The organism is Ruminococcus flavefaciens (assembly GCF_900108555.1).
In the GTDB taxonomy this organism is placed as follows: Bacteria; Bacillota; Clostridia; order Oscillospirales; family Ruminococcaceae; genus Ruminococcus; species Ruminococcus flavefaciens_P.
Genome location: NZ_FNWV01000006.1, coordinates 114960 through 128142, shown reverse-complemented (window position 1 = coordinate 128142; position 13183 = coordinate 114960). Strand labels below are relative to the sequence as shown.

The window sequence follows — 13183 nt, the reverse complement described above, 5'->3', positions numbered from 1 at the left end:
GGCTTGACCTTTTTATTGCTAATATAAATTGTAGGGAACGCCTCCCCTACATTAGGCTAACGGCTTTTATACTCTCTTTGTCATCTCATCGTAACAGAGCTTATCTCCGCTGCCGCAATCTATGCTGTGATAGCTTACGAAGCTGTATCCTTTTTTGAGATATATGGACTTCGCAGGAAGTGAAGCATCAAGCTTTACAGTATCGTATTTCTCAGCTATCTTCTCCTCTGCAAATCTTATCAGCCTGCCGCCATAGCCTTTTCCATGATATTGAGGAAGTACGAAAAGCCTTGTCATTTCGTTTTCAGCCACCGTAACAGTTCCCACAGTATTTTCATTGTCATCTTTCAGAAGAAAAACTATGCCTTTTTCAATATCCCTCAGAATATGTTCATCACTGTGATGAGCAAGAAAGAACTCAACTGCTCCCAAAGGATAATAATGAGGATATACTGCATTTATCGCACTGTGAGCTATCGCTTTGACTATCGCAAGATCTTCAATCTTAGCCTTATATATATTCATTTTATCGAACTTCCTTTCATTTATATTTTGAACTTCACAGCAAACGCTTCCATAGCAGGGATATGCTATTTTTTATACAATTATTATCATAATCATAAAATAATGCCAAAAATTTCACGAAAAATGTTGATTTTTTCTAAGCTATATGTTATAATGTATGTATCTTGAAAAGCTTAGGAGGAGCGTATAATGAGCAAGCTTACAAAAATAATCAAAGAACGCAGAAGCGTTCGCAAATTTTCATCATTGCTCCCGTCAAAAAATCTTATTGACGAGGTATTGGAAGCAGGTATTTACGCTGCTTCGGGCAGAGGTAAACAGGCTCCTATATTAATTTCGATCACAAATAAAGAGCTTCGTGATACTATTGCTGAGGAAAACAGAAAGATAGGCGGCTGGGAAGGTGACTTTGATCCGTTCTACGGCGCACCTATTATCATTCTTGTAATTGCACCGAAGGATATACCTACTGCGGTATACGACGGAAGTCTGAGTATCGGAAATATGATGCTGAAGGCTCAGGAGCTTGGACTGGGAAGCTGCTGGATACACCGTGCAAAAGAGGAAATGGAAAGCGACCTCGGCAAGGAGATACTTGATAAAGTAGGTCTCAAAGGCGATTATATCGGCATCGGTCATCTTGCACTTGGAATACCTGATGTTCCACCCGAGCCCATTCCGGAACGTCTTCCTGACAGAATTTTCTTCATTGACTAAAAGTAAAGCGGTCCGACTACTCGGATCGCTTTTTCATTTATTCAGCGATTTTTCTGTTACATTCAGCGGTCTGTATCAGCCACTTTTCATCGTTTACCTTATAAAGTGAAAACAGCATGGTAATAAGATCATCGCCTTTTTTAAGTCCGACCTCATAATACTTTCCCTCTGTAACGCTGACAGGTCTCTCGATATTCGTAAAATCGAAATCAAATGCCTGTATCTTCTGTGATACTATCTCCCTCTCATCGTCTGAGAGCTCCTTATCTCCGCCTGTGACCTCTTTATTTATACTGCTGTAAACATAGTACATATTCGCTATATCATCGGCAGTCTGAAGATCTTCGGCAATATAATCGCCTGTCACTTTTGCATAGTCCACTTCATAATCGGGTTCACTCATAAGAGCAACCGCCTGCTTGTATAACAAGCCAAACATCCCCTGATCTATGGGCATGATGTACTGTTCTTCATCTCTTATGAAGAAAACATCTTTAAGCCGTGAGATATCGCGTTCTCTGACTGCATTTATGAACTGATCAGCAGCATCTTCATACTTCTCAAAGCCGTTTATATCTGCACCTTTTTCAACATATTTTGCTATCTCTTCCGAAGTCAGGACAGCAGCGCTTTCTTCCGTATCTTCGGCAGCAACAGATACTTTGTCATTATTTTTCTTTTCGGCGCAGCCTGTCAAAGCCGCACCAATAACCATTACAGACATTAAGCCTGCAAAAAATCTTTTCATATTTTTCTCCTTGGTCCTTATATCATATATTAGGACTAAGTGATCGCCTTTCCCCTCGGCTTTATTTCTTTTTCAGTATCGCAATTGCAGCATAATGGAGCACATCGAACTCCTCGGGAGCTGTTAGTGCAAGAAGAGCTCTGTGTTCGCGATCCCACGCTGCTATCTCAGCCTCGGAAAGTGAAGCTCCGATACCGCGGCAGGTCTTCATTCTTCCGTTCCAGCTCTCTCTTGTAAAATGCACATTAAGGTCATACCCTGCTCTGTACACTACGTCAAATGAATTCAAAACATCATCTGAGATATTAACTGGCTGACGAGTCCAGCCGCCGCCTGACCACTCGGGATTATACTCCAGGACCAGCTTTTCGCTGAGTCCTGCTATCCTGTCCTCATCAGGAAGCCAAGCCATTTGCATAACAACAAGTCTGCCGTCCTTTTTAAGCATTTTCGCAAGCTTTGGTGCAAGCTCCTTTGTATCGAAATACCAGAAGCACTGACAGGCTGTAATGATATCGAAGCTTTCATCGGGAAAATCCAGATTTTCCGCAGATACCACCTTAAAATCAATATTCATCTTATTTGCTCTTGCAAGAAGATCAGCCTGAGCTATCTGGTTTTCGGATATATCCGTACCTGTCCATTCTGCTCCGTACTGATACATATTACGCGGTATAACACCTGTTCCCGTACCAAGATCAAGACATTTCTGACCGCTTACGCCAACGCCGCAGTCCACAAGCTTTTTATAGAATTCCTTTGGGTAAATGTCACGATATTTTGCATATCCTTTTGATGTCCGTCCAAAGTCAAATGCTTTTCCGCTGTCGATCTTATCATTGATTATTTCCATACTGCAAACTCCTTTTATAACGAAAACCATGACTTATTACGATCGTATAAAAACATAACCATAGATCACAGTGCAGACATAACATTTCGTACAATCAGACGATCGTTGCTCCGCAAACTGCTCCCCTCTATTATGAGGAGCATATCCCCTGTTATCTATTACCTTTTATAATAACAGTTTTCTCCCGATTTGTCAAGTACATAGGCGTATTAAAAATGAGCTGCACGAAATATCATGCAGCTCATTTATCGTTATTTTACTGTAGGATCAAGGCTTGTGATCTTACTGAGCAGGAACTCCTGTATCCTCAGCGCATCGTTTGAGGTAATGCCCTTACTGCTGATATCAACATCAGCATTAGCCTTACCCTGAGCTGTGATAGCTGATGCCTCTGAACCGCCTTCACCGTACTTGTTAGGATTTGCAAGGCTTTGCATTATCAGAACGATATCGGACATATCTACATCACCGTCACAGTTTGCATCGCCCCATACAGTTACAGTCACATCGCCGTTTGTAGTTGTAGTTACAGGCTCTGTAGTTGTAACAGTCGTTGTAGTAGTTGAAGTTGTTGTCTCTGTGGTCGTTGTAGTTGTAGTAGTCGTTGTAGTCGTGGTGGTAGTAGTTGTCGTTGTGGTAACTACAGCAGGCTCTTTAACGAATACAGCATAGTTTATAACATTTCCTGTCATTCCGTTTGTGCCGAGGACCACCTTCTGACCTGCTTCAAACTCCTTTTTGTAAGCCACAAAATCAACTCCGTTGCTTGAAGCTGCTGTAAGATCAGTTCTTGTGTAGCTGCTGAGCCATGACGGTACTGAATTTGCAGCTTCTTCTCTTGTATCAACGAGGACATATACCTCGCACTTGTCACCTGTTGTGAACTCAGCAAGGTCAGCGTCTGTATTCTTTGAATTGCAGGCTGTCATAATGTACTCGCAGTTCTGAAGCTCAGATGCAAGTGAGGTATAAGTAAAGTCTCTGTCGCCGTAGATAGCACCGCCTGTAGTGTTTGACTCCATAAGCTTCCATGCGCCCGAGTTAGCACTGTCCTTAACGAGGAAGTTCTTCACAAGCTTGCCGTTTACAGGCTCAGGAGGAGTATTGTTCAGCTTAACGTTAGGTCTTGTAGGGAGCTGTGCCTCTGTGCCCAGATAGAAGCTTGTATGCGGAGGCTGATTGTATGAGGACTGCTGACAGCCGCACTGCATACGGTACTGCATATCGTGCATAAGAGTTGTTATGCGGTACTTTGTCTCGGTATTTGTACACCATACGCGGAGCTTTGAGTTATCCTCAGTTCTCAGGATAAGCTCCTCACGCCAGTCGCCGAAGAGGTCTGCTGTAAGACAAGGAACTGCCTTTGTACCGTTATTTGAAGCACAGCCATTAGCTGTAAATATTACAGGATAGTTGTTTATTGCCGCACCGTCTGTAATGGTGATATCATCAAGAAGCTCACGCTCCAAATCGCCGTCCCAGTGGATAAGGAAGTTTGTGGCAGGCCATTTGTTGCCTATCTGCTTGCCTGACACGTCAAATACTGCATTAGCAGGTCTTGAGCCCCAGAACTCAGCACCGCTGTTGCCTGCAACGATATTGTCTGCGCAGCAGCGTCCTGTATCCTTATCGCCGTCGTAGTGCCAGATTATCTGACCGTTTCTGCCGTCAACAAGAGATATACCGTAATTGCCGTCCTCATGGCAGATAAACACTTCTATTCCCTCGTGATTGGGGTCAAGGTCGCCTACGTGCATAGCATCGCCGTGCATCTGCTTTGTTGACCAGAGAAGCTTTCCGTTATCGTCGATACAGCTTGCGCCCATGCAGACTTCCTGTCTGCCGTCATTATCGAAGTCTGCAACCATTACGTTGTGGTTTCCGCAGCCGTAAGCAGGGTTGCTCTTGTCAAATCCTGTATCGAATACCCACTTCTTTGAAAGCTTTCCGTTAACAACGTCAACAGCCGAAAGGGTAAGTCTTGTATAGTAGCCTCTGCCGTAAACAACAGAGGGATGAACTCCGTCAAGATAAGCGATAGCGCAGTTGTAGCGCTCGCAGCGGTTTCCGTAGTTGTCGCCCCATGTAGACTTGGCTGTATTGCTTGTAGCATCGCCTCTCGGAACAGGGAAATCAATAGTATCAAGAGCCCTACCTGTTGCGCCCTCAAAGAGGGTCATATACTCGGGACCTGTAAGGATAGTACCTGCATCGTTAACATAGTTTGCATTGGCATTTCCGATGACCTTGCCTGTACCATCAACAGTACCGTCACAGGTCTTTGTTACAAGCTCAGCCTTTCCGTCGCAGTCGAAGTCCGCCACAGCCATCTGTGTGTAGTGCTGACCTGCGCGGATATTTCTGCCCATGTCTATACGCCACAGCTTCTTGCCCGTAAGGGTATAGCAGTCGATATACACATTTCCGGTAAAGCCCTGTATGCCCTTGTCGGGATTGTGTGTCTGAGAATTATCCTTGGAGTTTGAAGGATCCCACTTTACGAATATCTCGTACTGTCCGTCACCGTCAACATCTCCCACGCAGCAGTCATTGGGCGAGTAGGTATAAGCCTCGCCGTTGATAGTCCCGCCTCTCGGGACATCAAGAGGTATGTCGAAGTAATTCGCACCCGAGGTAAAGCGGCAATCCTCTGAGCTTACCACATTGCCGTTAACGAGGGTGTCAACGCGGTACTTTGAGCTTGAATTGCCCTGTGAGTCCCAGTAGTTTGTAGCTTCGCCTGCCTTGCTCGTGTAAATGAGAGTGTCGTCGCGGAATAACTGGAACTCCGCATTGTCATTGTCGTTTGCATTGAAACGCCAGCTTATGAACATACCGTTGCCCGACTTGATAGCGTAGATACCGCGGTCAAGGTACTCCATGATAGCCGAACCGTTTCCGCCGTTACCATAGGCTGCATCAGCTTTGAGAGGTGCGCTGATACTGAGGTTCGAGCTTACAGCCACTGCCAGAGAGGCAGCAGCGGCTGCAATTTTCTTTAATTTAAAATTCATTGTTTATTCCCCCAATGATTTATATTTTTTGGACATAATGTCCCATATCAATTATATTATACTATTTTGTTCACGATTTGGCAATGATTTATTGTCTCTTTTTTCTGCGATTTTACCCCACAAATGTGCTTATATGCAAAATAATGACATATAAAAACAGCATAACATCATTATATTACATAAAAGAACAAATACCCTTTGTCGCTAAGTTTTTAACCTCTCGGCATCTGTTAGACCTTCCGTACAAATTCTGCCGACTATTTTTGTGCATATAGCAGAATTACAAAAATATTTTTCTGATAATCAATGGTTTTCCATTGATTTTTGCAATTTTTCAGCCCTATTACAGAAAGGCACTTTTACAGACACAAGCATATAAAAAAGGACGGATAATATCCGTCCTACATCTTAGCTTATTAAGAACTGAACTCCTAAAAGAAGCGCCAGCAGTGCAAAGTTTATAACTGAAAAAACTGCAAAATATCTGCCTGTCTGAGCTTTCTCGTCCTTGCGGTAGAGCTGGAACGAGATAAGGCTTGCCAGTGATGCGATAAGCGTTCCGAAGCCGCCTATATCAACTCCGAGGAGAAGCTGTGTACCGTTATCCGTGAACTCTGCAAGCATTACTGCCGCAGGTACATTGCTTATGACCTGTGAAAGGAGTGCCGCCGAGATAAGCTCCCTGCCTGTGAGGATACGCGAGAAGAAGTCGCTTACAGCCTCTATTCTTGCGATATTTCCCACAAACACAAAGAAACCCACAAACGTTGCAAGCAGTGCATAATCTACTTTACCCAGCAGCTTGATATCGCATACCAAAGCCGCAGCAAGTGCAGCTATAAGGCATACCCAGTCAGGGATAAGTCTGAACACCGCTGCTATGCACACAAGGAAAAGTCCCGTATATACCGCCGCTTTGAACTTTGGTATCTCAGTATCCCTGCTTTCGGGAGCTTTGCATTTATCCTTAGGCAGAAGCAGCGTAAGTCCCATTACAGCCGCGAGTCCGACAGCTCCAACAGGGAGCATAGTTTTCAGGAAAGTCATTGCTGTAAGTCCGTACTTATCATACAGAAACAGGTTCTGCGGATTTCCTACGGGAGTCATCATACTTCCGAGATTTGCCGCCGCTGTTTCGAGAACTACCGTAAGTATAAGGCTTTTGCTGTCATTGATACTGCTGTAGATAAGCAGCGTCAGCGGTACAAAGGTTATGAGTGCAACATCATTTGTAACAAGCATTGCACTGAAAAAGCATATCAGCGTAAGAACTGCACCCAGTCTGCGGACTGTTCCCGTTTTGCTCAGTATGACACGGGTCAGCTTATCGAATATGCCTATGCTGCGAAGTCCTGCTACAGCCGCCATAAGTGCGAAAAGCTCAATGAGAACTGTCCTGTTGCAATAGCCGATGTACTCCTTATCGGGCGGTATTATGAACATAGTTGCTATGGCGAGGAGAAGTGATATAACAAGTACAGGCTGTGCCTTTATAAATTTTTGTACTCTTGTCATACCGTCTCCTTGGTCATAAGACCGTAATGCGAGAGCCTATAGCCCTTATTGAAATAGCATGAAAAAGCCGCTTCGTTTTCCTCTTCTATCTCAAGCTTGAAGCGGACAGCCTGTGGGAATTCCTTTTCAATAAACTTCAAAAGCTCACTGCCTATACCAAATCTGCGGTACTCGGGCTTTATATACAGATCCTCAAGCCATACGCAAATGCCGCCGTACTCAGTGGTGTAGCCCAGTGCAGTCATGGCATAGCCTGCTGCCTCGCCGTTAAATTCAAGCATAAATCCGCGCAGGAACGGCATATCACTGATACAGTCGTCAAAGTCCTTTTCGAGTATGCTGTCCGACGACTTGTGTATGACCGCAGGAGAGTCGTAAAACTCCCTCATCATTGCCATAACTTCGGCTTTATCGTCAGCCGTAAGCTCACGAATACTTATATCCTTTTTCATATTATCTTCCTTTCGCATTAACTGCAAAAAAGATTATACCACTTTTTTCGACCAACGTCAACAATAAACACGGCTATTTTTATGTGCTGAGATATGGCATATTGACACAGAGAACAACTCATTGTATAATGATAACTATACAAATAAAACCTTTCGGGAGATGTAATAATGGACCAGATAAAAGACAGAAGAAGCATCAGAAAATACAGCTCACGTCCCGTTGACAAAAAGCTTACAGACGAAATACTCAGTGCTGCAATACTTGCGCCGTCAGCCAAGAACAGACAGCCGTGGAAGTTCATCGTTTACAGCGGCAGCTCAAAAAATGAGCTTCTTAGTGCAATGGAAAAGGGACTCATAAAAACAAAGGAAGAGCTTGCGCATATGCCAAACTCGGAATATTTACTGTCAGACGCTTTCAATACGCTGAAAATAATGCAGGAAGCTCCCACGATAATAATAGTCCTGAATACCAACGGCAGCTCTCCGTTTGCGGATATAGACGCTTTTGCACGTATAACCGAAATATGCGACAGCCTGTCTATCGGTGCAGCCATAGAAAATATGCTCCTCAAAGCTACAGAGCTTGGACTCGGTACACTGTGGATAGCAAATACCTCTTTTGCGTACAATGAGCTTGTCAGTTACATCGGGACTACTGCCCAGCTTATAGGCGCAGTTGCCCTCGGTTACGCAGATGAAGCTCCATACCCAAGACCGCGAAAAAGGCTCGACGATGTCGTTGAATACAGATAAGAAAAGTCCGAAAGCAGTCATCAAGACCGCCTTCGGACTTCGTTTTTTATACCATTATCAGACAAATGCCTTTATTTCGCCTGATATGAACTTTTTCAGCAGAACAAGGTCGTTCTCGTCGATAACACTGTCGCCGTTGATATCTGCTGCCTCGAACCTTTCTGCGTCACCGTCTACAGCAGCATTGCGCATACTGCAAAGGTCGAAAATATCTACGATGCCGTCACCGTTGAGGTCTCCGAGTATATATTCCTCAGCAGGAGTATTGGGCTTCCACCAGTTGATGTTGAAAAGGTAGCTCTCTCCGCCTGTGAATACCAGATATACGTCATGCTTGCCGCTTGTGGCTTCGATGTTACAGGTCTTTGTAATCCATTCCTGCCAGCCGCCAGTGTTCGTGATCTCAGTACTGCCTATGAGCTTTCCGTCTGGAGAGTCCAGACGTACTTCAAGTACAGCGTCAGAGCCGTTAGAAGCTACACGGAAGTCGATCTTATCCGCACCTGTAAGGTCGATGTCCTTGAAGCCTATGTAGTCGCCGTTCTCGATATAGCCTACATCGCTTCCGCCCTCTGAGCAGTTCTCGATATCTATGCCTGACTTGTAATCGTAATTCTCAGCTTCGATGACATTGCTGTCATTGCCGCCCATTCCCTTTATACGGAGGATATGGCTGGACTTGCTGAGAACCTTTCCTTCTCTGTCAAGCACGTAAATACGGTACTCGCCTTCCTCTGAAGGAGTTCTGATACTTCCTGCGCTTCCGCCTGCTCTTGTCATGTCAGCTCCTGCCTTGAAGCTTGTTGTGCCGTCGGGAGCTATCCATATATTGCCGTCAACCTTTCTTACAGGGAGCTTGCTGCCGCCTGTAGTTGCACAGCTTGCAGGGAACGCATAATCAGCTTCAGATTTCAGCCATGTTGGCATAAGGCTGCGATATTCATCGGAAATACCCGAATTTACACACACCTTGTACTGAGCAAAAGGCCATACATTATCGGATACTACGATAGGAATATCAATGTCGCTGTATGGTGGGTTCTTGCCCATTTTGTTTACTGTAGCATAAGTGCGCTTTATTGTGAGGTGGTGCTTGTCGCCGTATTCCTCACAGTTGATAGTATAAGTTACGTTAGGGCTTATTTCGAGAACGTTGTCATTCTCCTCGATGTAGGTTGTACCCTCATCGTTATGGAGTCCGTAGGTAGGAGCTCCCGGACCGCCTGCGGGTATGCCCTGTATGTAGTTCTCGTTGATAACAGTACCCGGCATCTGACCGATAGTATAGATACCGCCGCTGTCATGGAGTCGGTTCAGCGAATTGATAACTCTGTTATAGCATATCATATTATCGTGGCAGGTGGTGCTGTCCTTGAAGTTGCACCAGCCCCAGCCAAGATGTATGCCGTTGTATGCAGTTTTCTCGATAGTATTGCTTAGTATCTTTACGGACTCAACAAAGTAAGCTGTAATAGCTGCACAGCCGCCGAAGCCGTGTACTACGCTTATATCATAGAGTAAATTCTGAGTTATAAGGTCGTTCTTGCATATTCCCTCCACCTCTTTCGGGAACTTCTCGTGATTGTTCCATGCAGCATCACCTATGTAGATATGCTGTGGGTGACCTACTGTGATACCGCTGGAAGTGATATCGGTAATGAAGTTTCCGCTTACCTCGGAATTTATAACATCATTGGTCATTGAGATACCGTCCGCACCTGTATGCTTTACAACATTGCCTGTGAGCTTTATGTTGTCGCTGTTGGTAATATGTATAGCAGCAGGGAGAGTATCAACCATTTCATACTTCTTGGAATGCCAGTTGGAGTCCGCAAAAGCGGTATAGCTCTGAGCTGCCTGACAGGTGGTCTTACCGTGAGAGCCTGCAACCTCTGTAAGCTGATAATCCGTATTTGCAAAGGTTATGCCGCTGAAGCTTATATTCTGGACACGGTCGCTTGTGGACTTTCCTGCTATCTTGATAAGTCCGTCAGCAACAGGAGCTTCAACGTCAGCACTTGTCATATCCTCGCCGCTGCGAGGGTAGTAGTACAGCACCTTCTGAGTCTTGTCAAAGAAGAACTCGCCCTCGCTGTCAACGAACGAAAAGGCATTGTATATGGTATGAGTGCCGCCTGTAGAGAAGCCTGCTCCCCAGCCCGGAGTCTGAGCTATAGCACCGTAAGGCTGTTGCATGAGAAGTATCATGCTTCCGCCGTCGTACTTGATATCGCGTGAGCAGACGATATTCTCGTTCCATGTAGTGCCGTTCACTACCTCAAGATCATCAAAGTTTGAGGTGATACGCGGCATAGAGCCTGCATCGTAAACGATACCGTCACTCTTCTTGCCAGAGTCCCATGCCCAGTCGCCCTGACCTGCGGTAACGTGGTAATCTCCGTAGCCGCCCTTTGCCTGCACCTGTACGCTGCCCATATTAGCGCGGCGGTCGTTGACATAGAGATTCCTCAGCTTGATATCTCTGTCAAGAGGGGCTGACCAGAGCTTGTCGTTGTATTTAGTCCAGCCTGTTACCTGCTGAGCACCATTGATGACAGGGACTTCCTTGTCATACGCCTCATATCTTACATTAAATCCGCCTGTACCCGAGTCACGGGTATCAAATTCAACGGGCTGTGTAAGGCGATAATCACCGCCGCGGAGATACACAACGATATCTCCCGTCATATCACCGTTGATCTTGCGCACCTCGTCCCTTGCCTTTTCAAGTGTGGCAAATGGTGCTTCGATAGTTCCGTCACCGCTGTCACTTCCGTCAGGCGCAACGAAAAATACTGCCTGTGTACCTGCGGCTGTTGAAGCAACAGAGAAACTGCCCACATTAACGGCTGACATGACTGCTGCCAGACTGACAGCGATTGCTGACATTCGTTTCAGGATCATAGTATTCCTCCTTATTTAATTTTAATATCCCATTCTATACTATCATTTCATCTCTTGCTTTTGTGCATGATAGCTATATTTTTATCCATTATCTTAATTATAATACAATAAGCTGCATAATAATACAACTTTTATTTCTTTTTTGGTAATAAAGCTATATCTCCCCCTTGACTTTTTTATCCTCCCTATGTTATAATATTTCCTATTCAACAGGAGGTATTTATGTTTTCGCAATTCAGAAAGAAATTCATTGGCGACAGAGCGTTCTACAGGATAGTTCTAAGCATGGTAATTCCCATGATACTGCAAAATCTCGTCACCAATTTTGTAAGTCTCATAGACAATATCATGGTGGGCAGTATGGGTACCGAGCCTATGAGCGGCGTATCCATAGTCAACCAGTTCATATTCGTTTTCAACGTTACCGTATTCGGTGCAGTTGCAGGTCCGAGCATATTCGGAGCGCAGTTTTTCGGCAAGGGCGACCATGAAGGTCAGAAGTACACCTTCCGTTTCAGACTGCTCATATGCACGGCTATCATAATTGCCGCAGCAATTATATTCGAGATTTTCGGCTCGCCCCTGATAAAGCTGTTCATCAGCAAGGAAAGCGATCCTCAGCAGTCTGAGGAAATACTGGTATACGGCATGGATTATCTGAGGATAATGGTATTCAGCCTTATCCCCTTTGCCATTGGTCAGGCTTATTCAAGTATAGTCCGCGAATGCGGAGAAACACGTATTCCTATGGCAGGAGCTATGTCCGCTGTGGGCGTAAATGTGCTGCTTGACTACGGTCTCATCTTCGGCAAGCTGGGTATGCCTGCAATGGGCGTAAAAGGTGCAGCTATCGCAACTGTCATCGCAAAGACTGTGGAAGCCCTTGTAGTGGTAGTCTGGGCGCACACTCACCCTCAGCGCAACAAATACATCGTGGGAGCTTTTCACGGCTTCCGCATACCGCGCAGACTTACCGCAGATATAATCAGACGAGGTACTCCCCTGTTTATAAACGAATTTCTCTGGTCGCTGGGAATGTCTGTAGTCGCACAGTGCTATTCCGTCCGCAGTACCGAGGTCGTAGCCGCAAGGAACATATCAAGCACCATGACAAACCTTTTCAGCTCGATATATCTGCAAATGGGAGCTTGTATCGCCATACTCGTGGGAGCAAAGCTCGGTGCAAACAAGCTCAAAGAAGCCCGTGACCTTGACAACAAGCTGCTTTTCTTTGCAGTTGCCGCAGCCTCTGTTGTAGCTGTATGTATGATGCCCCTTGCAGGACTTTTCCCGAAATTCTACAACACGGAAGCCTCCGTGCGTTCACTTGCCGCATACATGATAATCATACAGGCTCTTGCTATGCCCATGTGGGGCTACACCAACGCCTGCTACTTCACTCTGAGAAGCGGCGGAAAAACAGGCATCACCTTCCTTTTCGACTTTGGCTTCACATGGCTGCTGATGATACCGCTTGCCGCAGTTCTTTCTTATTTCACCTCACTTGACATACGCATCGTATTTGCTGTAGTTACCCTGTCAGAGATAGTCAAGGTTTTCATCGGTTATTTCATGGTGCGCAGCAATGTGTGGATAAACAACATAGTCGATGATATTTGAATATATAGCGAAACGCCGCCGCTTCGAGGGTAGAAGCCGCGGTGTTTCTCATTTGAGGAAATTGTTGTATCAAATGGTC

10 protein-coding genes are annotated in these 13183 nt (G+C 45.3%); 3 read left to right on the top strand and 7 right to left on the bottom strand.

Annotated elements, in window-relative coordinates; translation table 11 throughout:
- Nucleotides 1-66: 66 nt before the first annotated feature.
- The gene (locus BLW60_RS09745; RefSeq protein WP_074716850.1) at nucleotides 67-525 is read right to left on the bottom strand and encodes a GNAT family N-acetyltransferase; all 459 of its coding nucleotides are present in this window, start codon (nucleotides 523-525) and stop codon (nucleotides 67-69) included.
- A gap of 189 nt (nucleotides 526-714) precedes the next feature.
- Here BLW60_RS09745 and BLW60_RS09740 point away from each other — a divergent pair, with 189 nt between their 5' ends.
- Nucleotides 715-1242: a nitroreductase gene (locus BLW60_RS09740; protein ID WP_074716848.1), complete on the top strand. Its 528-nt coding sequence runs from the start codon at nucleotides 715-717 to the stop codon at nucleotides 1240-1242.
- A gap of 37 nt (nucleotides 1243-1279) precedes the next feature.
- Here BLW60_RS09740 and BLW60_RS09735 read toward each other — a convergent pair whose 3' ends face one another.
- The 5 genes from BLW60_RS09735 to BLW60_RS09715 all read right to left on the bottom strand — a co-directional run bounded on the left by BLW60_RS09735 (nucleotide 1280) and on the right by BLW60_RS09715 (nucleotide 7824).
- Entirely contained in the window at nucleotides 1280-1990 is a 711-nt protein-coding gene (locus BLW60_RS09735; protein WP_074716846.1) for a hypothetical protein, read from the bottom strand.
- Between the two features lie 61 nt (nucleotides 1991-2051).
- Nucleotides 2052-2843: a class I SAM-dependent methyltransferase gene (locus tag BLW60_RS09730; RefSeq protein ID WP_074716844.1), complete on the bottom strand. Its 792-nt coding sequence runs from the start codon at nucleotides 2841-2843 to the stop codon at nucleotides 2052-2054.
- Between the two features lie 251 nt (nucleotides 2844-3094).
- Nucleotides 3095-5857, bottom strand: a complete 2763-nt coding sequence (locus tag BLW60_RS09725) for a rhamnogalacturonan lyase family protein (RefSeq protein WP_175460918.1) — start codon at nucleotides 5855-5857, stop codon at nucleotides 3095-3097.
- A gap of 408 nt (nucleotides 5858-6265) precedes the next feature.
- Nucleotides 6266-7372, bottom strand: coding sequence for an SLC13 family permease (locus BLW60_RS09720; protein WP_074716842.1), 1107 nt, complete (start codon nucleotides 7370-7372; stop codon nucleotides 6266-6268).
- Nucleotides 7369-7824 (bottom strand): GNAT family N-acetyltransferase, encoded by a 456-nt coding sequence (locus tag BLW60_RS09715; protein ID WP_074716840.1) that lies wholly within the window; start codon nucleotides 7822-7824, stop codon nucleotides 7369-7371. The genes BLW60_RS09720 and BLW60_RS09715 overlap by 4 nt, the downstream gene beginning before the upstream one ends.
- A 168-nt stretch (nucleotides 7825-7992) precedes the next feature.
- On the opposite strand from BLW60_RS09715, the gene BLW60_RS09710 reads away from it, so the two are divergent.
- A complete protein-coding gene (locus BLW60_RS09710) occupies nucleotides 7993-8580 on the top strand; it encodes a nitroreductase family protein (protein WP_347496402.1) in 588 nt (195 codons plus the stop codon).
- Nucleotides 8581-8637: 57 nt separating this feature from the next.
- Here the strand turns inward: BLW60_RS09710 and BLW60_RS09705 are convergent, their stop codons facing one another.
- Nucleotides 8638-11484 (bottom strand): carbohydrate-binding protein, encoded by a 2847-nt coding sequence (locus BLW60_RS09705; protein ID WP_074716836.1) that lies wholly within the window; start codon nucleotides 11482-11484, stop codon nucleotides 8638-8640.
- 222 nt (nucleotides 11485-11706) lie between these two features.
- Between BLW60_RS09705 and BLW60_RS09700 the strand changes: the two genes are divergently transcribed.
- The gene (locus BLW60_RS09700; RefSeq protein WP_074716834.1) at nucleotides 11707-13104 is read left to right on the top strand and encodes an MATE family efflux transporter; all 1398 of its coding nucleotides are present in this window, start codon (nucleotides 11707-11709) and stop codon (nucleotides 13102-13104) included.
- Nucleotides 13105-13183: the final 79 nt, after the last annotated feature.